25 protein-coding genes are annotated in these 25,781 nt (G+C 45.3%); 11 read left to right on the forward strand and 14 right to left on the reverse strand.

Features of this window, described 5'->3' with window-relative positions; genetic code table 11:
- The first annotated feature begins 66 nt into the window (after window positions 1–66).
- The gene (locus HCZ42_RS06500; protein ID WP_368484168.1) at window positions 67–1,275 is read left to right on the forward strand and encodes a GGDEF domain-containing protein; all 1,209 of its coding nucleotides are present in this window, start codon (window positions 67–69) and stop codon (window positions 1,273–1,275) included.
- Window positions 1,276–1,558: 283 nt separating this feature from the next.
- Here the strand turns inward: HCZ42_RS06500 and HCZ42_RS06505 are convergent, their stop codons facing one another.
- Entirely contained in the window at window positions 1,559–3,022 is a 1,464-nt protein-coding gene (locus HCZ42_RS06505; protein ID WP_254868901.1) for a response regulator, read from the reverse strand.
- A gap of 96 nt (window positions 3,023–3,118) precedes the next feature.
- On the reverse strand, window positions 3,119–3,502 hold the full coding sequence (locus tag HCZ42_RS06510) for an Hpt domain-containing protein (RefSeq protein ID WP_167419921.1): 384 nt from the start codon (window positions 3,500–3,502) through the stop codon (window positions 3,119–3,121).
- A 332-nt stretch (window positions 3,503–3,834) separates the two neighbouring features.
- Between HCZ42_RS06510 and HCZ42_RS06515 the strand changes: the two genes are divergently transcribed.
- Complete coding sequence (locus HCZ42_RS06515; protein ID WP_167419922.1) at window positions 3,835–4,212, forward strand: VOC family protein; 378 nt, start codon at window positions 3,835–3,837, stop codon at window positions 4,210–4,212.
- Window positions 4,213–4,334: 122 nt separating this feature from the next.
- Here HCZ42_RS06515 and HCZ42_RS06520 read toward each other — a convergent pair whose 3' ends face one another.
- The gene (locus HCZ42_RS06520) at window positions 4,335–4,658 is read right to left on the reverse strand and encodes a hypothetical protein (RefSeq protein ID WP_167419923.1); all 324 of its coding nucleotides are present in this window, start codon (window positions 4,656–4,658) and stop codon (window positions 4,335–4,337) included.
- Between the two features lie 160 nt (window positions 4,659–4,818).
- Between HCZ42_RS06520 and HCZ42_RS06525 the strand changes: the two genes are divergently transcribed.
- From HCZ42_RS06525 to HCZ42_RS06535, 3 genes are all read left to right on the forward strand, one after another.
- Window positions 4,819–5,346 carry a DUF2975 domain-containing protein gene (locus tag HCZ42_RS06525; protein WP_167419924.1) on the forward strand — a complete coding sequence of 176 codons (528 nt, stop codon included), beginning with the start codon at window positions 4,819–4,821 and terminating at the stop codon, window positions 5,344–5,346.
- Window positions 5,347–5,357: 11 nt separating this feature from the next.
- Window positions 5,358–5,573, forward strand: coding sequence for a helix-turn-helix domain-containing protein (locus tag HCZ42_RS06530; RefSeq protein ID WP_053407556.1), 216 nt, complete (start codon window positions 5,358–5,360; stop codon window positions 5,571–5,573).
- Between the two features lie 219 nt (window positions 5,574–5,792).
- Complete coding sequence (locus tag HCZ42_RS06535) at window positions 5,793–7,478, forward strand: sensor domain-containing diguanylate cyclase (RefSeq protein ID WP_167419925.1); 1,686 nt, start codon at window positions 5,793–5,795, stop codon at window positions 7,476–7,478.
- A 77-nt stretch (window positions 7,479–7,555) separates the two neighbouring features.
- On the opposite strand, the gene HCZ42_RS06540 is transcribed toward HCZ42_RS06535, so the two are convergent.
- The 11 genes from HCZ42_RS06540 to HCZ42_RS06590 all read right to left on the reverse strand — a co-directional run bounded on the left by HCZ42_RS06540 (window position 7,556) and on the right by HCZ42_RS06590 (window position 18,894).
- Window positions 7,556–9,193 carry a phosphoethanolamine transferase gene (locus HCZ42_RS06540; RefSeq protein ID WP_439848985.1) on the reverse strand — a complete coding sequence of 546 codons (1,638 nt, stop codon included), beginning with the start codon at window positions 9,191–9,193 and terminating at the stop codon, window positions 7,556–7,558.
- A 145-nt stretch (window positions 9,194–9,338) separates the two neighbouring features.
- On the reverse strand, window positions 9,339–10,733 hold the full coding sequence (locus HCZ42_RS06545; protein ID WP_167419926.1) for an ATP-binding protein: 1,395 nt from the start codon (window positions 10,731–10,733) through the stop codon (window positions 9,339–9,341).
- Entirely contained in the window at window positions 10,723–11,379 is a 657-nt protein-coding gene (locus HCZ42_RS06550; protein WP_167419927.1) for a response regulator, read from the reverse strand. The genes HCZ42_RS06545 and HCZ42_RS06550 overlap by 11 nt, the downstream gene beginning before the upstream one ends.
- A complete protein-coding gene (locus tag HCZ42_RS06555) occupies window positions 11,379–12,014 on the reverse strand; it encodes a tetratricopeptide repeat protein (protein ID WP_167419928.1) in 636 nt (211 codons plus the stop codon). The genes HCZ42_RS06550 and HCZ42_RS06555 overlap by 1 nt, the downstream gene beginning before the upstream one ends.
- 11 nt (window positions 12,015–12,025) lie before the next feature.
- A complete protein-coding gene (locus HCZ42_RS06560; protein WP_167419995.1) occupies window positions 12,026–12,832 on the reverse strand; it encodes an SDR family oxidoreductase in 807 nt (268 codons plus the stop codon).
- A gap of 9 nt (window positions 12,833–12,841) precedes the next feature.
- Window positions 12,842–13,522 carry a TenA family transcriptional regulator gene (locus HCZ42_RS06565; RefSeq protein WP_167419929.1) on the reverse strand — a complete coding sequence of 227 codons (681 nt, stop codon included), beginning with the start codon at window positions 13,520–13,522 and terminating at the stop codon, window positions 12,842–12,844.
- Window positions 13,523–13,553: 31 nt separating this feature from the next.
- Window positions 13,554–15,029 (reverse strand): AMP-binding protein, encoded by a 1,476-nt coding sequence (locus HCZ42_RS06570; protein ID WP_167419930.1) that lies wholly within the window; start codon window positions 15,027–15,029, stop codon window positions 13,554–13,556.
- Window position 15,030: 1 nt separating this feature from the next.
- Window positions 15,031–15,642 (reverse strand): thermostable hemolysin, encoded by a 612-nt coding sequence (locus tag HCZ42_RS06575; RefSeq protein ID WP_167419931.1) that lies wholly within the window; start codon window positions 15,640–15,642, stop codon window positions 15,031–15,033.
- A 202-nt stretch (window positions 15,643–15,844) separates the two neighbouring features.
- Complete coding sequence (locus HCZ42_RS06580; protein ID WP_167419932.1) at window positions 15,845–17,230, reverse strand: TRAP transporter large permease; 1,386 nt, start codon at window positions 17,228–17,230, stop codon at window positions 15,845–15,847.
- Window positions 17,217–17,759, reverse strand: a complete 543-nt coding sequence (locus HCZ42_RS06585) for a TRAP transporter small permease subunit (RefSeq protein WP_167419933.1) — start codon at window positions 17,757–17,759, stop codon at window positions 17,217–17,219. The genes HCZ42_RS06580 and HCZ42_RS06585 overlap by 14 nt, the downstream gene beginning before the upstream one ends.
- Window positions 17,760–17,820: 61 nt before the next feature.
- Window positions 17,821–18,894: a TRAP transporter substrate-binding protein gene (locus HCZ42_RS06590; protein WP_167419934.1), complete on the reverse strand. Its 1,074-nt coding sequence runs from the start codon at window positions 18,892–18,894 to the stop codon at window positions 17,821–17,823.
- A 212-nt stretch (window positions 18,895–19,106) separates the two neighbouring features.
- On the opposite strand from HCZ42_RS06590, the gene HCZ42_RS06595 reads away from it, so the two are divergent.
- The 6 genes from HCZ42_RS06595 (at window position 19,107) to HCZ42_RS06620 (ending at window position 25,755) form a co-directional block, all read left to right on the forward strand.
- Window positions 19,107–20,492, forward strand: coding sequence for a cache domain-containing protein (locus HCZ42_RS06595; RefSeq protein WP_167419935.1), 1,386 nt, complete (start codon window positions 19,107–19,109; stop codon window positions 20,490–20,492).
- Window positions 20,489–21,118, forward strand: coding sequence for a response regulator (locus HCZ42_RS06600; protein ID WP_167419936.1), 630 nt, complete (start codon window positions 20,489–20,491; stop codon window positions 21,116–21,118). Before HCZ42_RS06595 ends, HCZ42_RS06600 begins: the two co-directional genes overlap by 4 nt.
- Window positions 21,118–22,074: a LysR family transcriptional regulator gene (locus tag HCZ42_RS06605; RefSeq protein ID WP_167419937.1), complete on the forward strand. Its 957-nt coding sequence runs from the start codon at window positions 21,118–21,120 to the stop codon at window positions 22,072–22,074. Before HCZ42_RS06600 ends, HCZ42_RS06605 begins: the two co-directional genes overlap by 1 nt.
- A 118-nt stretch (window positions 22,075–22,192) precedes the next feature.
- Complete coding sequence (locus HCZ42_RS06610; RefSeq protein ID WP_167419938.1) at window positions 22,193–23,746, forward strand: acyl CoA:acetate/3-ketoacid CoA transferase; 1,554 nt, start codon at window positions 22,193–22,195, stop codon at window positions 23,744–23,746.
- 58 nt (window positions 23,747–23,804) lie between these two features.
- A complete protein-coding gene (locus tag HCZ42_RS06615) occupies window positions 23,805–24,539 on the forward strand; it encodes a beta-ketoacyl-ACP reductase (protein ID WP_167419939.1) in 735 nt (244 codons plus the stop codon).
- A 1-nt stretch (window position 24,540) separates the two neighbouring features.
- The gene (locus tag HCZ42_RS06620) at window positions 24,541–25,755 is read left to right on the forward strand and encodes an acetyl-CoA C-acetyltransferase (RefSeq protein ID WP_167419940.1); all 1,215 of its coding nucleotides are present in this window, start codon (window positions 24,541–24,543) and stop codon (window positions 25,753–25,755) included.
- The last annotated feature ends 26 nt before the right edge of the window (window positions 25,756–25,781 follow it).

The raw sequence follows: 25,781 nt of genomic DNA on the forward strand, positions 1-25,781 counted from the left end.
TCTAATGAGCTGAAGCAATTTCATATTTATAAACATAATATCGATGGAACAAAACAGAAAGTCATTATGCTCAGTTTATTAACTGAGTCGGAAATGGAGAGGTTTAAAGATAATTCTATCGATGAGATTGAAAAAACGATGGAGTTATCTTTCGATGATAGCGTGTACAGTCTGAATGATGACTCGCAAATGGACTATTTCGAAACAGTAGCTAGAAAGGTCATGCATGAGACTTCTATTTACTTATCTACGGTGTTTGCCATCGAAAACGTCGTGTTGTATTACCGCTCATACACAAATAACAAATACATATTTGAACACGGTTTTGAGGCGAATGAGTTTTCAAACAAGCTTTTCAGTGACGAGTGGTGTAAGCAGCATCAAAGCTGTACGGCGCTTGCTTGGCGAGAGCAGCTAAAGGACAAAGTTCTAATCTCTTACCCATTTGAAAATGATACCCATGATAAGAAGTACTATTTGGTACTTAGTCCCGTCTACTACCAAGGCAAATTGGTGGGAGAATTTGGCATTATGCAAACCTTTACTGGTTTGTATGAACAGGGACGAGATGTACGAATCGAGCTAGAAGGTGGCTACAAGAACAGTATTATTTACCATCGCAATTACCTGTTTGATATGTTTTCTTACTCTAAGTCATACGCCGTAGACAACACAAACCTGATCACTTATCAGTATCCGTTTATGAAGCTGGTGGTGGATTACTTCTTTGTTTATATCGTTCTATTTGTCGCGATTTTGGCGTATTACATCAAATCTGAAGAATCGAAGAAAAGTAAAAACCAACTGACGACAGCTCTGTTTAACGCGAAAAAGGACGAGTTGACCAAACTCTATAATCGTAAAGTGTTCAAAGATGAGACGTTTATCCGTGTATTGAAGTCAGCGCCATATACGGTATTGGCGATTGACGGCAACCGGATTAAACGGATTAATGACACTTACGGACATCACGTGGGTGACGAAGTGATCGTTATGATAGCTGAATCTATGCGCAAAGTGTTTAGAAGCTCAGACTATCTAGTCCGTACGGGGGGGGATGAGTTTGTTGCAGTACTTTCAGGTTGCAGCACAAGTAATGCCACTATGCTCGCTGAAAAGCTTAAACGTGCGGTAAGTAAACGACGTTTAGCGAATATCGATACTGAGCTTAGCGTCAGTGTTGGTATCGCAAGCAGCGGAGAGGGCGAATCGCTGAAAGATGTCATTATTCGTGCAGATGAATCACTGTACGAGGCGAAAAAGCAAAGGGACTGACTTGCTGCTTAGGTAGGCGTTAGCGCCGATGTTATTTGCTAAGGTACTGTCGCTGGTTATCGTGATTTCAAGCACTGTACCTTTTTTACCATTCAAACGAATTTATCCACGACAGCCTGCTAAGCGACGACTCGAATATTATCTTTGGCGTGTTTGTATATCTGCAAGTAGTTTAGGTGTCTGAGTTCATCGCTATCACACAGGCTTTTTATCACTCGATCACAAGCATCAATCTTACGATAAACCTCAAACTTACCTTTGTATTCAAAAGGGCTTTGTGATGCTAAGCGAATAATCGCAGGCATATTTTTTTTGAATTTGGTAATAGCTCATGCAACCGAATGTAGCGATCTAAATGGGTACTGATCGCAGATTTAGAAATAGCTTTTAGAGGCAAAATGTCCTTACGGATCTCGGCAACTTGTAGCTGTGGTTGTTGTAAACGCGTCTCAAGACTCTTAAGCATATGGATTTGGCTACGAAAGATACTTGGGTGTTGAGAACTGGCGATAGTTCTACGCATCTTGGGTAGTAAAGAGGTGACTTCGTTTAAGAACGAGCAGTGCTCCAGTAAGATACACAAGTGGTAAAGGTCGTAAAAATGGTCGAGGGAATGTTTCGACAGAACATGTTTGATTTCTCTAACAGTGGTGTTTAGATCGCCTCTGATTGCTGCAATATGCGCGGTAACTAATTTCGATTGTACCTGAAGGTTTCCACTCTTTTGTAGTTCGAGAATCATTGGATTAAGACCAAACAATAAATTTTCGAACGACGCGGCTGTCGCGTTGTTCATTGCACGGTACAAGTAACAGCGTACGTAATTGAGTTTAGTAAAAATTCCGCCACGAAAAGTGTTCTGGTTCTTATCGTAGTAACGCTTAATGTAAGTTACCGCATCGTCGTAAGACGCAGTGGCAAGCGATAGATTCGTTACAACGAGCTCACGCTCTGCACCAGCATCTAAAAGCATCGTCGACAGCTTTAGATGTTCGATGGCTTTCGGTAAGTCTTCGTTGATGGCCGCAATATTTGACATTTCATCGTGATAATAAGGGTTATCTTGTTTGTTGTTAACGCGACTTAAGATTTCATGAGCACGATCGATCTGGCCTGTTTCAATCAATGTGTTTGCTAGTGCTGTTCTACACCAGTCTGCGTTGGTCTCTGCAAGTAGGTATTCGTAATCAGTAGCAGCGAGCGCAAACTGCCTATTTTGCACCAGAGCATACGCTCGGTAGCGACGGATAAGCTTAGAGTACTCTGGATGAAAGGGCAGTAAGTCATCGCATCTCGAAACAACGCCTGTGTAATCAAAATCGTAGAGCTTTTCGTAGATGGGCAACAGAGCAGACTTACGTTTTAGCGTGGATTTAAGGCGACGCATGAAGAACGGTTTTCGAAATGGCTTAAGGAGATAGTCATCGGGGGACGAGTCAACTATCGATCGAACGGTCTTTTGCTCGTTCTCACCAGTTAAAAACATGAATACGGTGTGCGGACTAAGGGTCTTCGAATATTTGAGTTCCTCAAGCAGTTGAAAACCGTTCAATTGCGTTTGGAAGTTGTAGTCACAAATAATTAAGTCGAACTCAATTTGACGGCATTGGTAAATGGCGTCAAACGGCTTATATGCGTAATAGATTTTGTCGAAACCAACCTGGCGTAAAATGGTGGTAACGCTGCTTGTAACCAATCGAGAGTCGTCTGCGACCAGAACTTTGCTCTGTTTAATATCAAATTTCATGACTAAAACCTCCGCGCGGATAGTACCAGAAGTGAAATTAACGGAGACATAACAGTCTGAAAAACAGAAAGTTCTTACATGTTTCGGCAGGTTTTCTTAAGCGACCGAGACGAGTGCCGCTTGTTCGTTGTCGATCCAAGCTTCGACAGTCTCAATACTTTCTTTGATTGATTGGATTAAGTTTACCAAGCTGGATACGTACGCTGATGAGTGTGCTTTACCTAACGTTTCTGTCTCAATCGATAACTGTTCGATATAACGCAAACCAATTTGACCAGCGCCGCCTTTAATACGGTGTATGACGTCTAAAGACTCGTGTAGGTGTGTTGGTAGTTTATCGAGTTTCTGGATATCACCAGACATGGTTTCAACATAAACGATAGCCATCAATAATCGAACGTCACGCGGTGTTTGATATAGCCAGTCGGTGTAGATATTGTTGTTATTTTGCTTGTCAGAATCAAAAGGTGCATTGAACATTTATCTTCTCGTTGGTACTTGGTTTAGTTGCTCCAGAGCTTACGCGGCATAGGCTATCAGTCAAATATCTAAAGAAGCTTGAGATAATGCAAGTGTTTGTTTTTAAACTATAATTGTGATTTTGTAGGCCATGTATTACACGGAGACAGGAAAGTGCGTTCGAGTTGAGTAGGATGTTGTTAAGCAAAGTAGCTCCCTGCGAATGGGTGGACAATATCATGAGCACGTAAACCCTAGTTGACGCATAGCAAATCTATTTGCGCTGCGAGCCTAGACTTCTATGTTACTCGTCGTTTACATTGTTCGAGTATTTACTTAACGAGGAATAGTCAATGTTTAGTCATGTAATGCTGGGTTCTAATGACGTAGAGCTATCAAAAAAGTTTTACGATGCGCTGATGGAAGTGCTGGGTCATAAAGAGGGAATCATCGACGATCATGGGCGTTGCATCTACTTTACTGATACGGGAGTTTTTGCGCTTACTAAGCCGATTAACGGTGAGTCCGCAACCCATGGTAACGGTATGACTATCGGCTTTGCAGCAACAAGTCCAGAAGTGGTGGATGCATGGCATGCTGCGGGCGTAGCAAATGGTGGCACCAGTATTGAGAACCCACCGGGCGTACGTCAATCAGGTGAGCATCGTATGTATTTGGCTTACTTGCGCGATCCTCACGGCAACAAGATTTGTGCGACGCACTTTATGTAATCACGTTTTTGCAACGTAAAGTGTGAAATGATAAAAAGCCAGATCTTAGATCTGGCTTTTTAAATTCTGTTTCCTAGCGGATACGTCAACACTTCATTCACGATGCCTGTCGTGATTAGCGATTAGTCCTCGAAATTCCAGATAAAACCTGCACCAAAGCTTCCATCCGCATCGGATCTTAAGTAAGTCTGCGCATCGGCTTTCGGAATTTTTCTTACGTAACATTTACTGCCATTAGGTGTTACGAAGTCACGGTTTTTATCAGCGCCATAATGTGGCTTGCTCAAACAGTCATCCGGCGCGTACCAATCATTGTTTTGCTCATACTCAAAGCTGTAGGGATTTACCTGCGCAGAATAGATGTCGTCATAGCTGTAGCTATTGGCAAAGCTGGCAGCAGAGAGAACAGAGCAGATAGATAAGACAAACAAACGATTCAACGTCATAACAACCTCAACAGTAGATAGGTAATGGGTCAACGGCGGATAAATTATCCTCTCTCGACTATTAAATCAATAAAAAGTTATCGTAAAACGATAATTTTTTATTGAAAGTTGAGTTTGTCATGGTTAGGATAAGCTCATCAAAAAGCAAAAAGGTTTTAATATGTCTCAAAACTCCATTAGCCAGTTCAGTCGCAAGTTACTTGTCTTGTTTTGGTTCTCGCTTATATTTGTCGCCGTTCTCAATACCGCTTTCTGGTTTGGTGCGACATTGTTCGATGCATCGTGGTTTGAAGCCTCATTCCCTGTAGAGGTAGCATTACCCATGTCAGTTACGCGTTCATTGGTTGGTTTTATCCCAAGTATGTTGAACACATTTTTGACGATGGCGCTATTGTGGCAATTGATTATTCTGTTCCGTCTCTACGAAAAAGGGTTGATCTTCGACCATCAGAATACTCAGTGTTACAAGAAACTCAGTTACTTACTGATCGCAACACCGTTTGTCGGTGCTATTGCAGATATACTGCTGACATTGGTGCTGTCATACAGTGACGGGTACTGGGAGTTCTTTTTCAATGTCGATGATGTAGATATTACGATGATGATCATTGGCTTCATCGTTAGGTTCATTGCCGTCGTGATGGATAGAGCAAATCAACTTAACGAAGAAAACGAATTGACCATTTAAGTGGGGCGAGCATGGCAATTATAGTTAATCTCGATGTGATGCTAGCTAAGAGAAAAATGCGTTCTAATGAACTGGCAAAACTCATCGGGATCACCGAACAAAACCTGTCGATATTAAAGAATGGTCGAGCTAAGGCAGTCAAACTCGCAACGCTAGAAGCGATTTGTAAACATCTTGATTGCCAACCGGGGGATATATTGGAATATACGCCGGACGTAGATGAATAATTTAAACTAATTATTTACAAGCCAGAGTATTCATACTCTGGCTTTTTAGTTTGGTTTCTCTATTTTAGTTGCTATTAACTTCTTATGTTTCATGTAATTGGTATCAAAGTAACGTGTCCCCGATCACCGTTTGGTTATAACCCTTTAGGCTTAGTTAGCGTTTGAATAAGCCAGTGCTAATATTAATTTAATCTTAGCTTTTACGGTGATAAGCAATCAATGTCATATCTAAATAAGGGATATCGTTGGGGCTCATACATATCGAACTTAATACTAGAGGGCAGCAGTATTGGCACTTGGGTATGGAATGTTCAAACGGGTGAGACGATATTCAATGAGGCTTGGGCCGATATTATTGGTTATTCTCTTGATGAATTAACGCCTATTTCAATAGATACTTGGTTGAAATATGTACACCCAGATGATTTAAAAAACTCAGAATTCAAACTTAATCAACACTTTTCAGGCGAGACTGAGCAATATGTTTGTGAAGCACGAATGCGACACAAACAAGGTCATTGGGTGAAAGTGCTTGATAAAGGTAAAGTGCTCATTCGGGACGACAACAACAAACCTTTATGGATGTTTGGCGTGCATGTTGATGTGACAGACCTGTGGAACAAAGAAAAACAAATAACAGAACTTAAAACCCAACTCGAGTTACTGACTGATAATTTACCAGGCTTTGTATACCAATACGTTTTACGTGAAGACGGGACCTTCTATTTTCCTTTTGCGACCAAGAAAGTAGCGGAAATCTATGGATGTTCAGCTGAACAAGTATTACAAGATGCTAACTTTGCAATGGAAGCGGTGCACCCTGACGATCTGGAAAGAATACAAACTAGCATTGAAGAGTCAAAAGAGCAGATGTCTGAATGGCATCAAACATTTCGGGTTATTCACCCGTTAAAAGGTGAAATTTGGCTAGAAGGAAAGTCAACTCCCCAGAGACTAGTTAACGGCGACACCATTTGGCATGGATATTTGCATGACGTTACCGAAGAGCGAAACCAAAACGAGCAGATTCGGCTGCTTTCTGCGGCGGTATCGGCCACTACTCAAGGCATACTCATCACCGATGCACAAATACGTATTATCGATGTGAATCCAGCGTTTGAAGTCTTAACGGGCTATTCTAAGCAGGAAATCATCGGTGAAATGCCGTCAAAACTCTCTTCTGGTAAACACTCCAAAGACTTTTATCTAGAGCTGTGGAAAACCCTTTCAGAACAAGAACACTGGCGTGGTCGAATCTGGAATCGCAAGAAAACTGGTGAAGCATTTCCTGTGCTAGTCACTATCGATGTGCTTAAAAATCAATGTGGAGAAGTGACCAACTATATTTGTGTTTTTAGCGATATTTCCGAGATGATTGCCGAGCAAGAGCTGCTGGCGGATCTCGTTAACAAAGATCCGTTAACGGGGCTATATAACCGACGTGCACTCGATACTTTGTTAGAAAGAAAGTCGCGTAAAGGGCGGGATGGTGACGACTTTTTTACTATCATCTATTTCGACCTCGATAACTTCAAAGTATTGAATGACTCTTTAGGTCACGCATCTGGTGACAAAATGTTGACCGATATTGCAGATAAGTTAAGCAAAGAGATGCGAGAAAAGGACATGCTGGCGAGAGTAGGCGGCGATGAATTTGTTGCTGTGATTGAATCAGTAAACAGTGAGGGGCTTGCTGACCGAATTGTGCAGCGTTTTGAAGACAACATAAATGAAATTGCCAAAAGCTTTGATACATTAGAGCCTGTGAGTGTCAGCATTGGCGCTGCTTTCTTTCCACTAGATGGTACGGATCCAGAGGAGCTATTGTTGCTGGCAGATGCACGAATGTATGAATCTAAGAATGCAAAAAAGCTCACCAGTAATATTCGTTTAAGTGGTACTTAGTCAGATGGCATTGCAGAATTTTTTACAAATTAGGCGAGCAGTAAGCTCGCCTTTTGACTTCTGCGGATAGATCATAGCTATGAGTTAGCCGCACATCCACTGGTAATATCTAACGCTGCATCTTGTAGCGAGGTGTTAATGCCATACAGTCCAAGTAAGCTATCAAAGACATTATCATGGGAGATAGAGGCGTTTGCCGCCTTATCCTTGATGCATTGTAGATTAAGTTGCTTTTGTTGGGCGTACTGCTCTGGCATCCAAAGCAACCAAGGAACCTGAGTTTGCTCTTTAGGCGCAAAGGCGTAAGGTGTGCCGTGCAGATAAAGTCCGCTTTCGCCCAAAGATTCGCCGTGATCAGAAATATAAGTGAGCATCACGTTGTAATCGTCTGATACCGCTTTTAACTGAACAATGGTTTGTGCCAGTACATAGTCGGTGTAAACCAACGTATTGTCATAGACATTGACGATTTCTGAATCGCTGCAGTTTTCGATGTCACTGCGATTACATGCAGGCTGAAAAGGCGCCATCTCATTTGGGTAACGTTGCCAATACGTCGGTCCGTGGCTGCCAATCGTATGTAAGATAAGCAACTTATCGCTTGTATTATCTGAAATGAACTGTTGAGCCTGCTGTAGCATCGCAATATCAAAACAGGTGTTCCCATCGCAGTTTTCGTTTTTTAGTGAAGCATCGAGAGATTTCTGTGCCAAGCGTCTCGCGACACCTTTATCGCCGCCGTCGTTATCAATCCAAAGCACATCGACGCCAGCGTGTTTCATTACGTCGAACACATTATCTTGTGCATTTGCTCGTTTCTTGTCGTAGTCACGACGTGTCAGGTTTGAAAACATGCAAGGGACGGAAAGTGCTGTATATGTGCCACATGACGAGACATCTTGGAACGAGATTAATCCCATATCTTGCGTGTAAGGGTTGGTATTACGCTGGTATCCGTTGTAAGCAAAGTTCATCGCACGTGCGGTTTCGCCTAATACCACCACCATCAAGGTCGGTTTGCCGTTTGGATTCGGTTTGATCTCTGCGTCGGTTCCTTGGTTCTTATAGGCAATTTGCTGCGTGAAATACGTTTGCTTAAGGTACTTTACGCCATTAAATACGTGAGCAGGGATGATCATTTTGTTGAGGTAGTGGTTGTTTCGACCGACAGACGCGTAGTCTTTGTAGCTGGTTAGTCCAATTAAACCGATGCCTGCGCACGCGAGGATGACAATGGCAAAGCGTGATGCGATAGCTCTTAATAAAGTGCGATGAGGTTTCACTCGAACCATGTAAACAAATGTGGATGGCAGAACACCAAAGCAAAATAGATAGAGCAGGGTGGAGCTATTTAAGTAGAACAGTACTTCTGAAGAATTGGTTTCGAAGATGCTTTCCATCATCGACATATCAAATACAGTTTGAAAGTTGATCTGTGCATATAGCGCAGCGGCTGAAGTCACGAACAAAAAGGCCATAAATGGTTTGAAGAAATAGGGCCAAGCAAACACTGAAAAGATAATAATGAATGCACAAGTCAATAGAACAGGGGAAGTGTAGGCAAATAACGGGTTTGGAACACCAACACTGAGCTGAAACATTTTATAAAGGACAGGGTAGTTTAGGACAGTACCGAAATACACGGAGCAAATCACAACAAGTATCGGCATGCTCATTTCGATTCGAGGCAGAGACATCGTTTTTACAATAGACATCAAGGTAACTCCATTTCATACAATAGAGTTAGAATAGCAACTAATACTTAAGGTTTACTTAAGAAATCAATAAAACTTATGTTTGGCATGAAAGATATTGATAGGGTTAATGTAGGCGCTTGTGACTACACAAGCGCCTTATTGCCTAGTGTTTAAAACGTATGCGGAAGGTATTAGTGTGATTCTCTCTCGGTAAGAGTTCAACAGTAGCATTGTGTAATACAGCAATATCTCGGGCGATAGACATACCGAGTCCAGCGCCGTCTCCTTTTTCGGTATTGGCACGATAGAAGCTATCAAACAGCTTTTCTCTCGCTTCGTCACTGACATTTGGCCCTGAGTCTGAGATAAACACTTCATACCAGTAATCGGATGCCACAACGCGAACATCAATGTTACTCCCGTTGCCTGAATAGCGAATGGCGTTATCAATCAGATTACGAAACAATAATCCGAGCAAAAACTCATCACCTTGAATTGAACAGGTATCACCTTCTAAACTTAAATGTTGTTCATTACGAAGTGCCAACTGTGCCAAGTCAGACAGGGTCGATTGTAAAACGTTGTTGAGTACGACATCTTGCTTTTCGAGATTGGTAATACTGTCTACTTTTGCTAGCGTTAATAGCTGGTGAAGAACTCGGTCAGTACGATCAATTCCTTTGAGCAAATTCCCCAAATCTTGTTCTAACTGCTCTCTGTCTTGGCTGTGTAGTGCGTTCTCTGCGTTAAGTCTAAGTATGGTTAACGGTGTTTTAATCTCATGCGCAGCCATGCGGGTGAACTGTCTTTCACGTTGCCACGCCAATTCTAGTTGCTCCAACAATTGGTTTAGCGTATCGACTAGCGGTGATAACTCAAGGGTTTGGTTAGATACGTAAATCCGGTCAAGTTTCTCGATACTACGTTGAGAAATCGCCAATCTAAGCTCCGAAATAGGGCGAAAACTCTTGTCGATAAAGTAGATCAAAATAACGATAAACAGCGGGAAAAGAATCATCTGCGGCAAAATTGCGGATAACACCACTTCATTGATGATTTCTTGTCTGATGGCGTGTTTTTCAGCGACTAGTACAAACTCAGAATCCGTTGAGTGCAACTGGAAGATTCGCCATTCTCTGCCGTCCACTTCGCGGTCACCAAAGCCGGAAAACTCGGGTGATGGAGAAAGCACTCCAGCATCTTTGCGTGAGCTCCAAACCAAAGCGTTGTTCTTATAAAGCTGAAAAACAATATTGTTCTCGTACGGATGGCCGTACACAGTAGGATCATCATCGGAATCAGATAGTTGACGAATCTTCTCCATCCACGCCTCAAACTGACTTTGGATCGAGGCTTGTGATAGTTGTGATTCGAATGACGATATTGTGAGTAGCAATAGCTTGGCCGTTTGACCAAGCCTTGCGTCATAGACTTCTTGAGTTTCGTGTTTTGTCGACATTGCGCTAAATAGCAATGTCAGCGATACCATGGTGATGGTAAGTATTATAACGACGCCAGTTACACGGCGTTTGATGGAAAAAGGGACGTTATTTTTCAATGATATACCCCACACCACGAATGTTTTTTATCAGCAGGTTAGGCACTTTTTTACGCAAGTTATGGATGTGGACTTCAATAGTATTGTCGTTGCTATTGTCTTCCCAGCCATGCAGTGATTGAAGCAATTGCTCTTTACTCATCACGCGACCAGCGTTTGTCATCAAACTCGCGAGCAACTTAAACTCTTTACGAGTTAACTTGAGAGGCTCATGTTGGAAGGTGATGATCTGTTCTGACAAAGACAAAGACAAATCACCAATTTGAATCTTCTCACTTGCGCTGCCAGTTTGACGCCTGATCAACACACGCAAACGAGCGAGTAACTCTTCTAATGCGAATGGTTTACCTATGTACTCATCTGCGCCACCATCAAGCCCTTTGACTCGGTCTTGAATGTCGTCACGCGCGGTCAAAATCATTACTGGTAGATCGTATCCAGCGTCTCGAAGACGCTTAAGTACGGTTAATCCATCGATATCAGGTAGGGTGAGATCGAGGATAACGGCAGTGAACTGTTCGGTTTTCAGGGCGGCATTTACGCCGCCGCCGAGGGTGAGCCAATCAACTGTGTAACCGTGACGACTCAGAGACGTCACCATTGATTGGCCTAGTAAGTTATCATCTTCAACCAGAAGTATTCGCATTATTTCGTAAGACTCTCAAGTCGTTGGGCGATCTCTTGTTGTCGGCCTTGGTCTGCAATTGGGCGATCAGGACGTGGCGCCGCTTGCTGCGCTTTGGTCAAGTACTTAATTGCTTCGCTACGGCGTCCATCTTCTGCAAGGAAATCACCATAAAAGTAGTTAGGATCGATGCCATCAGGATTGATTTCAAGTGCTTTCTTCAGCATTTTTTCTGCGACTTCATCGTCACCGAAACCAATCGGCCATCCCGGTACTTTATAGTATAACGAACCCAAACTAGTATAAGCGGAACCATCTAACGTTTTGGGCGCTGAATCAATCACTTTTTCCAGTAGCGCTTTCGATTCTTTAACCAATGATAACGCGCCTAAACCACCTTTTGCACCCGCAAGTGAGGCTTTGTTTATTGCCAGCCAAACAGTGAGCTCTGGGTTGTCTGGATTAGCATATAGAGCTTGTGAGTTATGTAAGATCGTAACTTGAAAGCACTTCTCTTGCTCGTCGCTGTCGGTTACTTGATATTGACACTGAGCCCATTCTTTTTGAATGCTGTTTAGCGTTGGAACCGCAGCAAAAGCACTGCTGCTCGCAAGGATCGTTGCGGTAGCGATGGTTGTCATAGAAAGAAGTTTCATCTTAGTTACCTCTACTTTTCTGCTTGTCTAATAAAGTCATGGATAGTTTGTTGCTGCTTGCGGATCGAGTTGGTTACCAAGCTTGGTAAGATTTGGTTGATGCGGGCGAACAACTTTTCAGGCCAACCGATCCATTTCGCTGAAGTTTCTTTTTGCAGCATGGTGACGACGTGGTTAGCAACGATTTTTGGAGAGTCACAATGATTCCCCAGGGTTTTGTTTAACTGATTAACACGATCGCTGTTTAGTTCGGTGTCCGTCGCTCTTGGTGCAAGGTACAAAACTCTTACACCTGCGCCGTCTAACTCACGATCCATAGCTTCGCTGAATCTCTGTAAGCCAGATTTAGCAGCGCAGTAAGTGGAGTACCCCGGATAACCAATAGAACCGAAGGTTGAACCAATATTCAAAATGATTCCCGGGCGTTGTAACCAAGTTAGGGCACTTTGCGTTAACAAGATTGGTGTGGTTAAGTTCAGCTCAATTTCTTGTTGGATTGAACTTGCCTCGCGCTGAGCAAGAAAACGGAACTGGTTAGTTCCAGCGTTGTTAATTACGACACTAATTTTCTTGTTTTGCTGTAAGTATTCGCGCGCTTTGTTGCGAAGCAACATTAAACCGTCTTGAGTTGCTAAGTCAGCGCTCAGGCACTGATGTTCTTCTGCGTTAGGTAACGACTGAATCAACTCGGATAATTTGTTGCCGTTGCGCGCAACCAACAACAGCTTGGCTCCTTGTGCAGCCAAGCTATGTGCAATGGCTTTCCCTATGCCGCCAGAGGCACCAGTAAGCAAAATGTATTTACCGTTTAAGTCCATCATCGCCTCCTACGCTGCTTGAGTTGCGGCAGTTAGGGGTAAGCTTTCTAACATTTGGCCATATAGCTTAAATACCATGTTCGCCGAGTCGATGATCGCTTGCTGATCTTGCTCGTCAGTGACGTGCTCCATTAGCGACTCAAAAAATTGAATATGGTCTTGGTCAAGCACGCTATGGGACGTCAGATAAGTCATTGCTTCTTCAGGTAGGCCCAAGGTCTCTTTTACCAGTTTGGCAATCTGACCTCCTACGCCTACACTTGTGCCTTCAAGCACCCACACCATACCGAATAGCGCCATCGGATTGTGACGGTCGATTTGGTGATATAGGTAAGATGTCATGAGCTCAATCGCGTCACCGACGCGGCCAATGCCTTGATTGTGTCGTACGAGCTCTGCATCAGCACCACATGCACGGATGTCGTTCAGAATCCATTCGTGGTGACCTTTTTCTTCGTCAATGTATTCTGCTAGTCCTTCACGAACCCATTCGTGCTCGGCATCTAGTCGCCCACCACATGCCATTAGCAGAGGCACGGTGTGTTTTACATGGTGAAACGCCTGAGTTAGGAATGCGACGTACATTTCGCGGTTAATTTCGCCATTCTGGCAAGCTTGGAAAATCGGCGCGTTAAGCATGTTTAGCTGTGCTTCACGTGTCTGCTCTTTAAGAGTGTTGAAAAAGCTCATGGCTTGCTCCTTAAAATTTATTTGTTTACAACTAGTACAATTCAATAATTTGATGGTCGGTATTGGTATAGCGACCAGAAATCAGTTCGCTCGCCCATGTTTCAATTACGTCTCTTTTCGGACGGCCGTTTTCGGTAAACCAATGGGCATGAGTGGCTAAATTCGAGGTAAGGATCAGACGCTGAATGCGAGCGTAATCAGGCAAACTTTCGTTGAGTAGGCTAATACGCTCAACGATATAATCCGTCGGTTCAACAATGGCTGACAGCGAGTGCTGTGCTTCGCCTACCACTAGCAGTTTTACGCCGGGCATGAACACTTGTGCTTGAGATTCAATCCACTCAGGCGAAACATTACGCCCGTAGCTGGTAATGATTTGATTCTTTTTACGTCCATGAATGTGAATGAAACCGTCTTGATCTATGTTGACCAAATCGCCAGTCGCTAACCATTCATCAGTAAAAGGTTCGTTTAAGTAACCGAGTGCGATATTGCCTTTGATTAACAGTTCATTGTCTTTGGCGACTTGCACTTCAATATGCTCTAACGCCGCGCCGCAACTGCCATGCTTTACATGGTTTGGTGCATTCAATGACACGACAGAGGCGCTTTCGGAAAGCCCATAACCTTCGTAAGCAGGGATGCCAAGCTGATGCGCCATCTCCATGATTTCTGGTGCGACTCGTGCGCCACCAACCGCGACAAAGCGTAGTGGTTCACCCAATTGCGTATTGTGTTTTACGACTTGAATCAGTGCCATCAACAGGGCAGGTGTTAGCACCAAGCTGTTTGGCTGATATTGCGCCAACGCTTGAGAAAAATCCTGTGCGTTGAACTTGCTAGAACCAGTTAAACCAACGTGCTCACCAGGGAATATCATGCTGGTGACACCGAGAATCAACGGAACATAAACGCCGGTGACGTTTTCAAGTAGCGTTGATAGCGGCAGCAATACAAGATGGCGAGCAACGTCAACATCCAGTGCGGCAACCAGAGAGCTTGAAACGCGAAATAGATTATCTTCGCTCAGACAAACGCCTTTTGGTGTCCCTGTTGAGCCTGACGTAAAGGTGACCTTGACGGTTCCTTCAAGCAATGCACCACATGGCTCTGTGTATATGCGATAAGCGGGTAATCCCTCTAAGTGGCAAACGCTGTCTTGGCGGTCGAATTGATCGTTCCAATCACCAACTAGAATATCAGCGCCAGTGCTAGTCAGTACGTGCTCGATCTGTTGATTAGAGAAGAACGTTGGAATAGGCACAAGTGGCGTTTCTACCATCATCGCGGCTAAGTCAACGATGGCCCAATCAATTGAGTTTTCTGCTCGAAGTGCAATACATTGACCACCCAAGTGTTTAATACTGTTCGCGGTGTTCTCGAGCTTATCGACTAACTGACGATAAGTGACAGAGGTAGCGTTGTTCGCTGCGTCAAACCCGCTCAGTGCAACCTGGTTCGGATTGAGTTGCGCGTTGCGATAAATCGCTTGAATAATCTGGCTCATCTTAGCCTCTCTGTGTTTCATCGGCTTGTTGGAACAAAGCTAACAAGTGCTGGTAGCCTTCAACTAAGTTACCGGCTAGAACACGCGGTTTATGTTGGTAATAGGTGCCCCAGATTTTCTCGGCTTCTGGTACTCGCTCAGCGCTCGCTTCTGCGATGATGGTTGGCGTCAGACCAAGGCGTTTCATTAGGGCATGTAAAGGGTCGGTGGCGGTGAAAATGCACCATTCGTACCCTTGCTCGACCAGCTTTTCCGCCATTAGGAAGAAGTGGATTGGTGAGTTTCCATGAGCGAAGGATGCAAGCTGACCAAACTCAATCACGCTATCGCGGGTAATGTTTGCGTCAAAATGTTGGTTGAGGATAACTTCAGCGTGATCATCTAAATACTGCTCAAGAAAGAGAGCTTCGTTACCTGCGTTGCGAAAACCGCATAAAGATTTAATTTCGTCGCCAATCATTAGCGTCATAAATTCAGGCATAAACGTGGCCAATTTCGCGTCAAACGCTTGCTCGTATCGGGTAGAGAGCTGTTGAGTCACTTGTGGCCACAAAGGGTGATTTGGTGCAACGATTTCCAGTTTAAATTCGGGTGTTGTTATTGGATGTCTCATCGGATGCCCCTTTACTGAGTTAGTAATGACAAATTAAGGGACGAAACTTAAGAAACACTTAAGGAAAGAAAAATAATTGAAATTTCTTTGCTCACACGGGCTTGAAGCCCTTATTCGAGCAGGACAGTCATAAGAAAAGGCGAACCAGAGCGGCTCGCCTTAAGTTTTATAAAGTGGCTAAAGTAAAATCGCAGCAGGTAGTCTATCCATAAGCGACACTTGGGAACCAGAGGACTAACTGAGGCCAAGCTACCAAGCAAACCAAAGCAATCAACTGAATCAAAATAAACGGGATAACACCGCGGTAGATATCTTTCAGTGCAACGCCTTCTGGGCAAACCCCTTTAAGGTAGAACAGCGCAAACCCAACAGGCGGCGTTAAGAAGCTGGTTTGCAGCGCCATTGCCACAAGCATCACAAACCACACCAAACTAGGATTATCAACCACACCATGTCCGTCTAATTCAATCCCCAAGCTTGCAATAACAGGGGCAAGCAGTGGTAGTGCGATCAGAGTAATTTCAATCCAGTCTAAGAAGAACCCTAGGAAGAACACAATCATTAGAATGAACGCGATGATGCCGTAAGGTCCAAACGGTAAGCCACTTAAGAAAGATTCAATCAGTTCATCACCACCAAGCTCACGCAACACCAACGCAAAGCACGACGCGCCGAGGAAAATCATAAAGATGTAAGCGGTAGTCCCATACGAAGCGAGCATTACCTCTTTGAGCACTTTTAAGTTAAGTTTCTTGTTGTATGCGGCAAGCAAAGTTGCGCCCATTGCACCAATGCCCGATGCTTCTGTTGGCGTTGCGACACCGGCAAAGATGGAGCCGAGTACCACGAAGATCAACATCACTGTCGGCGTAATGTCTTTAAACACCTGCAAGATGAGTCGCCATTCAACGGGTTGGACGTCTTCTGGAATAGGGGCTTTGCTTGGTGACATTTTACCGACCACGAGGATGTAAACGATATAAAGCGCACCGAGTAATAAACCAGGAATGATCGCGCCCATAAACAGGTCACCGACTGAGAGTCCAAGCTGGTCAGCCATGATCACTAACATGATCGATGGCGGCAGCAGAATACCCAAAGTACCAGCAGAGGCGACCGTACCGAGTGCAAGCGGTAAGTGGTATCCCTGACGCATCATACTTGGCAGTGACATCACGGTCAGTAACACAACGGACGCGCCGATAATACCCGTCGATGCGGCAAGAATAATACCTATCGCCATAACAGTAATCGCCAAGCCGCCGTGCACTTTACCGAACAGGGCTTGCATGGAAGACATGAGTTTTTCCGCAATGCCTGATTTATCGAGCATGTTACCCATAAAGATAAACATCGGCAGCGCAACCAAAATCCAGTTATCCATGATCTTATAGATACGGTTTACTACCAGCCCCATGCTGGTGTAATCAAGCCCGGTAAAAGTATCCAAATACAAATCGGCAAAGTAACCGACTGCGCCAAATACAACGCCAATCCCGCCAAGTACGTAGGCCACAGGAATACCGGTAAACAGCAGTAGGATAAACGAGCCAAACATGGCGATGACAATCCACTCATTCGGTTCCATGATTCGCTCCTTTGAAAATGGTTTCTAACGATCGCAGCACTTTGGCAAACATAGAAAGCAGCAGCAGTGCAAAACTCAGTGGGATAACGCTTTTAATCAGCCAACGGAAAGGTAAACCTGAAGGCGAAGCAGAACTTTCGTTGACGCGCCACGACTCATAAGCAAAGTCGTAAGAATGCAGAATGACAACGATGACAAATGGCATCGCAAGCAGCAGCAATCCAAGTAGGTCGACAACAGCTTTGGTGCGCTCTGAGAACTTGTGGTAAAACAAATCAACACGCACGTGCAAGTTGGTCACTTGCGCGTAAGCGGTACCGAACATCACGGCAGTCGCGTATAAATGCCATTGCAACTCTTCCAGCGCGATTTGCCCGTTGGAAAAAACTTTACGCAAGACAACTTGCAAAATGATCACGCCAATCAGAGCCACATTGGTCCAAGCAAAAAACTTACTGATTGTGGTGATGAACTTCTCTACCTGACAGTAGAGTGGGACGGTGGGGGTAGAAATTAGAACCTTGCTCATTGGTCACTCCTTACAACCTATGACCAGCTTTTAGGCTGGCCACAGGTCCAATTCACAGGGGTTATTGAGTTTGTGTTGCGCGAGGTAAGAAACCGTTCGCTTGCCACAATGCGTAACCTTTACGGAACTTAGATAGGTCTTGCCATACTTTGTCGAAGAATGGGTCTGCGGCTTTTTTCTCGTCCACCACTTCTAACCAAGTTGTTTCGAATAAGGTGAGCATCTCCTTGTTCCAGTAACGAATTTCGACGCCGTTCTCTTTGGCTTTTTCCATAGCGGAATACTGCATCGCTTCACCTTCGGCGATTGAGTAGGTCATGGTTGCCATACAGGTTGTTTCAACCGCAGACTGTTGAGTCTCACTCATCCCATTCCAAGTATCTTTGTTGATCAGCAACTCAAATACCGTCGATTGTTGGTGCCAACCCGGGAAGTAGTTGTACTTAGCCACTTTGTGGAAACCTAAACGTTGGTCAATGGCAGGTTGAGAGAATTCAGATGCGTCGATTGCACCTTTCTCAAGTGCGCCAAAGATCTCGCCACCCGGTAGCTGGACAGTACCTACACCAAGTTTTTCCATCACAGAAGCGCCAAGACCGAAGAAACGCATGTTGAGTCCCTTAAGATCTTCTGGCTTTTCAATTGGCTTTTTAAACCAGCCTGATGTCTCTGGTGAAATGATTGCACACGGCAATACTTTTACGTTGTAACCGCCTTGGTCGTACATTTCTTGATAAAGTTTTAAACCGTTACCGAAGTAAAGCCATGCCATGTATTCGCCAGCTTCTGGTCCAAAAGGAACTGCAGAAAAGAGTGCTGATGCTGGCAGCTTGCCTTGCCAGTAACCCGCAGTAGCGTAACCAGAGTTGACCTTACCCGTAGAAACCGCATCGAGGATTTCCGCAGGGTTAACCAGCTTACCCGGTTCATAGATCTTCATTTTGATCGTTCCGCCAGATGTCGTGGTGATGTGGTCTGCATACCATTGGATTGGTGTACCCAGTGCAGGTAGGTGGCTACCAAACGCGATCGGTGTTTTCAGTAGAATCTTTTTATCCGCCGCTTGCGCGCTGACTGACATCCCAGTCGCTGCGAGCGCGAGTGCCGATGCGATAGCAACTTTCTTGAAGTTCATAACTTTCTCCTTGTTAGGCTTTATTCCCGTCGATATCAAGAAATGTGAACATTGGGTAGATATTTGTGTTAACGCAATGTTACATTTGAGCCCAAGTGTAGTGAGGGGATTAATGACTCTCTATTGTTGAAATTGCGCAAATTTTGTCGGTATTTCATGCAGTTTTCCAAATAAAATGTCAGTAAAACTACGTACTGGCTCAGGAAGGAACAATGGGCTTTGTTAGTAACAGGCGATTAACAATCAACATTATTTTGCTCTCGATCGTACCTTTGATTGTGGTGGTGGTTATTGTGGCGGGAATCCTATTTAGCCAAGCAAAACAATTAGTTGAAGATCAAGTTCAATTGACCCGCAACAATATACTCGCGGCAAAAAAACAAGAATTGAAACAGTACGTAGAAATGGCAGTGAAAAGCATCGAGCCTTACTACCTAGATGAGTCACTTTCTACCCAAGAAGCGCAGAAAATAGTTGCGAAAAAGTTGAGTCAGCTCACGTATGGAAGCGACGGATACTTTTTCGTTTATACCTGGGATGGCGATGCATTGGTCTTACCATATCAACCTGAGCGCATAGGTATGAATTGGTGGGAGGTCGAAGATGTGCGAGGCAAAAAGCTGTTGCAAGAACTGATTCGAGTAGGCCGAGAGGGCGGTGGGTTTGTTGACTACTTATGGCATAAGCCGTCAATGAAAGAGCCGTTGCCCAAATTGAGCTACGCGATCTCTTTGGACAAATGGCAATGGATGGTCGGAACCGGTGTTTACTTAGACGACATCGAGCGTCAGGTTTCCCATATGGAGAACGGCTACGACCAAAACGTTGGCAAAACCAGCAGCGCATTGTTTGTGGTGATGTTCCTATCGGTTTCAGTCATCGCAGCACTTGGCGCGTCACTAAACCTCAATGTTCGCAGATTGGCGAATGAACAACTCAGTGTGCTCAATCAGCAAATCATCGACTCCCAAGAGAATGAGAGACAGCGCGTATCACGAGAATTGCATGACGGCGTGAATCAGCTGTTAGTGGCGGCTAAGTATCGTCTCGACAATGTCGATAAAGAACAAAACCAAGACGAGAAAAGCAAAGAACTCAGCGCAAGTAAGAACGCAATGGAGCAGGCAATTGTTGAGTTGCGCCGGATCTCGCGTGATTTACGCCCACCGCAACTGGATGACTTGGGGCTGGTGGCCGGAATTGAAGCCTACATCAACGAACTGCGCCAACGTACGCAGTTAGAGTTGGTGTTTGAGCACGACATTGATGGTGTGGAGATGCTGCCTGAGGTGGAAACGACCTTATACCGAGTGGTTCAAGAATCACTCCATAACGTTGAAAAGCATGCGGATGCCCAAGGCGTGGACGTGATCATGCAGCGAGAAGGGCGATTGTTGATCCTGACAATTAGTGATGACGGCGTAGGCATTCCTGCCAAACAACTAAAGTCTGGTAAACATAATCCAGCTACACTGGAACATATGGGATTACAGAATATGAAAGAGCGCATTCAAGCTATCGGCGGTTCCTTCATTGTATCCAGCACGCAAGGAGAAGGTACGGAAGTACGCGTGAGTTTAAACATGGAGTTTATATGATCAAATTGGTACTGGCGGATGACCACCGTCTGATGCAAGACGGACTGAAATCTAGGCTAGAGCGTGAGGAGAATCTTGATATTTTGTCTTGTGTCGGCACAGGAACCGAGGCACTGCAAGCTACGTTAACCCTTAAGCCGGACGTCCTGCTTCTCGATATTAATATGCCTAACTTGAATGGTATTGAGGTGCTCGAGAAACTTGCAACGTCTAAATCAGATACTGCGGTGATTATGCTGTCGATGCACGACAGCCGAGATTACGTTGTCCGCTCTGTTAAAGCAGGCGCAAAAGGGTACGTTTTAAAAGACGTTGGGTCAGAAGAACTGGTGATGGCGATTAACCAAGTCGCACAAGGGCGCTCTTACTTATGCCCACAGGCCTCTGATCGCTTATTGGAACAAATCAATGAAAAGCCTGAAACCAAAGACGACACCCTCTCAAAGCGAGAATCGGATGTGTTGAAAGAGATCGTCAATGGTTCTTGCAACAAAGACATCGCGGATGCGCTGCATATTAGTGTGCGCACTGTAGAAACGCACCGATTACGAATTAAAAAGAAGCTTGGTGCCAACTCAACAGCTGCACTGGTTAAGCTGGCGTTAGAAAAGGGTTTGGTGAGCTAATGTCGCAAAACCTGCTCTCTAGTCGGCAACCGATACTCGACAAGATCGTCTTCTTCTGTGCAGTGCTTAGAACGGGATCGTTCCGTGAAGCCGCTGAGACTCAAGGCATTTCAGCCGCAGCAGGGAGTCGCTGGGTAAAAGAGTTAGAAGAAACCCTATCGGTGGAGTTAATTAAGCGAAGTACTAGACAACTTGTGGCGACTCAGGCTGGACAGTTGCTATACGAGCGTTTTTCTCCGCTACTACCGGATATCAACAACCTTGTTGAGCAAGTGCAGAACTTAGCGGAAGAGCAACAAGGAGAGATTCGCCTATCGTCGACTCCGCTGTTCGCCCGTCAGTACCTGACTAAGATTGTCGCTGAGTATATGGACCTGCACCCACAGGTGAATTTTCGCATCTTCATTGAGGCGGGTGAATTTGACCCATTGACGATTGATTTCGCTTTTCGAGCCAGCGCTAGCTACGAAGGCGAACATTCTCCAGACTCACTTCTGGTGCGTAAACGCTTGTTAAGAGAACCACTCTATCTATGTGCTGCGCCAAAGTATCTTGCTGAATACGGCATGCCAGACACCCCTAAGGCACTTAGTGTACACCGTTGTTTGTATGCACGAACTTTATTAGGCGGTAACCGTTGGTGCTTTGAGCAGAGTGGTGAGCAAGAGATTGTCACCATTCGCGATACGCTTGAATGTGACAATAGCGAAATGTTGCTCGATCTAGCGATGGAAAGCGCAGGCGTCGCTTACCTTCCTCACTCACTGGTTTACCAACACATTAAACACGGTGATTTGGTTCAGATCATGGATAGTTATCAATGTGCTAGTTTCGATATTGATATGTTCTATCGACCTCGAACCCCAATGCCAGAGCGCTGCAACGGTTTTAAGCGCTATCTGATTCAGAGAGTTGACGAACTCAATATCAACAAAGCCACTCGCAATTGGATGTGACGAACGACAAATAAGCGACCGGATAATTGCAGATATGAAATTCACAATCTCTATTTGTGCAATTAACAAATCAGAAAGCAACGTCTAATCTGAGATTCATTACTAAGGAAGGTGAATCGTGGTGACAAAATTGACCCCAGAGCAGGCCGCGCAGTGGATTGAAGACGGCCAGTCGGTATTACTCGGTGGCTTTATCGGCAGTGTCGTACCAGAAGCAATTGAACGTGCAATTGGTGATCGCTTTGTTAACTCTGGCTCGCCCAAAGACTTAACTTTGCTCTTCGCAGCAGGGCAAGGCGACGGAAAAAGTCGAGCGATAAACCATCTTGCACAACAAGGCTTGGTTAAGCGCGCGATTGGCGGTCACTGGGGGTTAGTGCCGAAGTTACAGCAACTGGCTGTCGATAACTTGATTGAAGCCTACAACTTGCCGCAAGGCATCATCTCTCACTTATTGCGCGATACCGCCGCTGGCAAACCGGGAACAGTCAGTAAAGTCGGACTTGGGACATTTGTCGACCCGCGCATTGAAGGTGGCAAGATTAATAGCGTTCCGCGGGGAGACGGGGTGGAGGGGATCATTTTGGCGGGCGAAGATTTTTTTTTCTCCCACAACCTCCCCTTGGAGGGGGCGTTTATGCGGGCCAAAACCGCCGATGAAAGCGGCAATATCACTATGGAAGATGAATGCTTGATTGTCGAGAGCCTCGCAGCAGCACAAGCGGCAAGGAACAACAACGGTAAAGTCATCGTACAGGTTAAACGCGTGGTGGAAGCGGGAATGCTTGATCCGCACGCAGTGAAAATACCGGGCATATTTGTTGACGCAGTTGTCGTGTGTGAAGACCCGAACGAGCACATGCAAACTTTTGCGAGCATGATGAATCCAGAGTTTGTTGGTAAAGGGCAAAGAAAGCCCCAACACGTTGCCGAAGAGAAAACCGTTCTGGATGCAAAAACTATTATTGCTCGACGCGCTGCAATGGAACTCAAAGCAAATTCCATTCTTAATCTCGGCATCGGCGCACCAGAATACATTGCAAAAGTCGCGCAGCAAGCTGGCATTCTCGAGCACTTTACGCTGACGGTCGAACCCGGAGCGGTAGGCGGAACCCCGGCAAGTGGTTTGGATTTCGGTGCATCTCGTTTCCCTGACGCGATAATTAGCCAAGATCAGATGTTCGATTTCTATGATGGTGGTGGCATCGATCAGGCGTTTTTGGGCTTAGCGCAATGCGATACGAAAGGAGACATCAATGTCTCGCGTTTCGGTAGCAAAATTGCCGGTTGTGGCGGGTTTATTAATATTACCCAGAACGCCAAAGAGGTGTACTTCTGCGGAACATTTACCGCTAAGGGGCTTGCGGTGACGGCAGCATCCGGAGAGTTAGTCATCGAAAATGAAGGCGCACAGCATAAGTTCATCCAACAAGTCGAGCAAATCACCTTCAGTGCATCTCAAGCACTCCAGAATAACAAGCCAGTCCTTTATATCACTGAACGTGCTGTTTTCCGTCTGACAGAGCAAGGACTGGAATTGATCGAAATCGCGCCGGGTATCGACTTAACCGAAGACGTATTGAATCAAATGTCATTTCAACCGAACGTCAGCGTGAATCTCTCCTTGATGGATCGCGCGATTTTTGAAGCCGAATTTAAGCTGGCGTTGTAGCCCAGCCCTAGCAACAACAAAACAAATAACAAAACGAATAGTCACAGGGAAAATCACTATGTTTGAGAACAAAGTTTGTATCGTTACTGGAGCCGCGCAAGGAATTGGTAAAGCTGTCGTTGAGCGATTCACTAATCAAGGCGCAAAAGCCGTTTATGCCCTCGATATCAATCAACGTGCCTTAGCGATTGCTTACCCGCCGTCGGAAACAATTAAGCCCGTAACGATTGATATATGTGACCGTGTCACAATTCAGGCGCTAGTGGAAGACATTAAAGCAGTACACGGCCGAGTCGATGTGCTGGTCAACAATGCTGGGATTACTAGAGACGCTCTTATCGACAAGATGACAGAGCAAGACTGGGATTTGGTCATCGATGTAAACCTTAAAGGGGTGTTTAATCTCACTCAAGCGGTTGCTCCATTGATGATGGAAAACAACTGCGGCTCGATCGTCACCATGTCTTCCGTTGTCGGTACAGACGGCAATATCGGCCAGACCAACTACGCGGCAACAAAAGGGGGCGTGATTGCCATGACCAAGAGTTGGGCGAAAGAATTTGCGCGCAAAGGCGCTCAGGTGAGAGCAAACTGTGTCGCCCCTGGTTTTATCGAAACGCCAATGACGACGGATTTGCCAGAAAAAGTACTGGCGATGATGAAAGACAAAACGCCGTTAGGACGAATGGGAACCACTGATGATATTGCGAATGGGGTGGAGTTTCTTGCTAGTGACAAGTCGAGTTTTATCACCGGACAAGTGTTGAAAATTGACGGTGGGTTGGTGTTGTAAGATGAGCGAAAAAATCTATGTAGTGGCAGCGAAGCGCACCGCGATTGGCACGTTTATGGGCAGTTTATCGACAATGTCGGCTGTGGAACTTGGCAGTATTGCTATCAAGGCCGCGTTGGAGCAAGCGCGGGTAAACCCTAAACTGGTTGATGAAGTCATCGCAGGCAATGTATTAAGCGCTGGTCAAGGACAAGGTGTCGGTAGGCAAGCTGCGATTCACGCGGGCATTCCAGTGGAGACACCCGCTTACACGTTGAATATGATCTGTGGCAGTGGGATGAAAGCGATATTAAATAGCGTGAATTCCATCAAAGCGGGAGAAGCCGATATCGTTGTCGCTGCTGGAATGGAAAGCATGAGCAATGCGCCATTTGTGGTGGATGGAAGTGTACGTTCTGGGAATAGAATGGGCGATATGTCGATGATTGATACCATGTTGAAAGATGGCCTGACCGACGCGTTTGAAGACTATCATATGGGGATTACGGCGGAGAATATCGCTAAGCAGTTCGAAATCAGTCGTGAAGAACAAGACGCGTTTGCCGCAACTAGCCAGCAACGGGCAGAGCACGCCATCCAGTCTGGTCACTTCAAGCAAGAGGTTGTGCCAGTTGAAGTCGCGATGCGTAAAGGTCCTTACATTGTAGATACCGATGAGCATCCTCGCTTTGGCACCACGAAAGAAAGTTTGTCTGCGCTACGCCCAGCATTTGATAAGCAAGGCACCGTCACTGCTGGAAATTCGTCAGGTATTAACGATGGCGCATTCGCGTTGGTTTTAGTTAGTCAAGCAGCGCTTAGAGCTCATGCGTTAACACCACTCGCTGAAGTTGTATCTGTTGCACAAGCGGGCGTAGATCCGAGTGTGATGGGATTAGGACCAGTCCCAGCGGTCACTCAGGCGTTGAGTAAAGCACAGTTGCGCTTATCTGACATTGAACGCCTTGAGCTCAACGAAGCATTTGCCTCTCAGGCAATTGGTGTGATGAAAGGGCTGTCGAGCCTGCACAATGTCGACTATTCATGGTTTGCCGATAAGACCAACGTCAATGGTGGCGCGATTGCACTTGGCCACCCGATAGGGGCATCTGGGGGAAGAATCGTCACGTCATTGATTTATGAGATGGTTCGCTCTAAGTCACACCTAGGATTAGCGTCGCTCTGCATTGGCGGTGGAATGGGTACCGCCATTATCCTCTCCACCGTTAACGATTAATCATTGAAGCTTCGCGCTTTGTTCGG

The organism is Vibrio hepatarius (genome assembly GCF_011806575.1).
In the GTDB taxonomy this organism is placed as follows: Bacteria; Pseudomonadota; Gammaproteobacteria; order Enterobacterales; family Vibrionaceae; genus Vibrio; species Vibrio hepatarius_A.

Coding starts and splice junctions, on each gene's coding strand:
- HCZ42_RS06500 (WP_368484168.1), top strand. CDS start 67: ATGCTCAGTTTATTAACTGAGTCGGAAATGGAGAGGTTTAAAGATAAT.
- HCZ42_RS06505 (WP_254868901.1), bottom strand. CDS start 3,022: ATGAAATTTGATATTAAACAGAGCAAAGTTCTGGTCGCAGACGACTCT.
- HCZ42_RS06510 (WP_167419921.1), bottom strand. CDS start 3,502: ATGTTCAATGCACCTTTTGATTCTGACAAGCAAAATAACAACAATATC.
- HCZ42_RS06515 (WP_167419922.1), top strand. CDS start 3,835: ATGTTTAGTCATGTAATGCTGGGTTCTAATGACGTAGAGCTATCAAAA.
- HCZ42_RS06520 (WP_167419923.1), bottom strand. CDS start 4,658: ATGACGTTGAATCGTTTGTTTGTCTTATCTATCTGCTCTGTTCTCTCT.
- HCZ42_RS06525 (WP_167419924.1), top strand. CDS start 4,819: ATGTCTCAAAACTCCATTAGCCAGTTCAGTCGCAAGTTACTTGTCTTG.
- HCZ42_RS06530 (WP_053407556.1), top strand. CDS start 5,358: ATGGCAATTATAGTTAATCTCGATGTGATGCTAGCTAAGAGAAAAATG.
- HCZ42_RS06535 (WP_167419925.1), top strand. CDS start 5,793: ATGTCATATCTAAATAAGGGATATCGTTGGGGCTCATACATATCGAAC.
- HCZ42_RS06540 (WP_439848985.1), bottom strand. CDS start 9,193: ATGTCTATTGTAAAAACGATGTCTCTGCCTCGAATCGAAATGAGCATG.
- HCZ42_RS06550 (WP_167419927.1), bottom strand. CDS start 11,379: ATGCGAATACTTCTGGTTGAAGATGATAACTTACTAGGCCAATCAATG.
- HCZ42_RS06555 (WP_167419928.1), bottom strand. CDS start 12,014: ATGAAACTTCTTTCTATGACAACCATCGCTACCGCAACGATCCTTGCG.
- HCZ42_RS06560 (WP_167419995.1), bottom strand. CDS start 12,832: ATGGACTTAAACGGTAAATACATTTTGCTTACTGGTGCCTCTGGCGGC.
- HCZ42_RS06565 (WP_167419929.1), bottom strand. CDS start 13,522: ATGAGCTTTTTCAACACTCTTAAAGAGCAGACACGTGAAGCACAGCTA.
- HCZ42_RS06570 (WP_167419930.1), bottom strand. CDS start 15,029: ATGAGCCAGATTATTCAAGCGATTTATCGCAACGCGCAACTCAATCCG.
- HCZ42_RS06575 (WP_167419931.1), bottom strand. CDS start 15,642: ATGAGACATCCAATAACAACACCCGAATTTAAACTGGAAATCGTTGCA.
- HCZ42_RS06580 (WP_167419932.1), bottom strand. CDS start 17,230: ATGGAACCGAATGAGTGGATTGTCATCGCCATGTTTGGCTCGTTTATC.
- HCZ42_RS06585 (WP_167419933.1), bottom strand. CDS start 17,759: ATGAGCAAGGTTCTAATTTCTACCCCCACCGTCCCACTCTACTGTCAG.
- HCZ42_RS06590 (WP_167419934.1), bottom strand. CDS start 18,894: ATGAACTTCAAGAAAGTTGCTATCGCATCGGCACTCGCGCTCGCAGCG.
- HCZ42_RS06595 (WP_167419935.1), top strand. CDS start 19,107: ATGGGCTTTGTTAGTAACAGGCGATTAACAATCAACATTATTTTGCTC.
- HCZ42_RS06600 (WP_167419936.1), top strand. CDS start 20,489: ATGATCAAATTGGTACTGGCGGATGACCACCGTCTGATGCAAGACGGA.
- HCZ42_RS06605 (WP_167419937.1), top strand. CDS start 21,118: ATGTCGCAAAACCTGCTCTCTAGTCGGCAACCGATACTCGACAAGATC.
- HCZ42_RS06615 (WP_167419939.1), top strand. CDS start 23,805: ATGTTTGAGAACAAAGTTTGTATCGTTACTGGAGCCGCGCAAGGAATT.
- HCZ42_RS06620 (WP_167419940.1), top strand. CDS start 24,541: ATGAGCGAAAAAATCTATGTAGTGGCAGCGAAGCGCACCGCGATTGGC.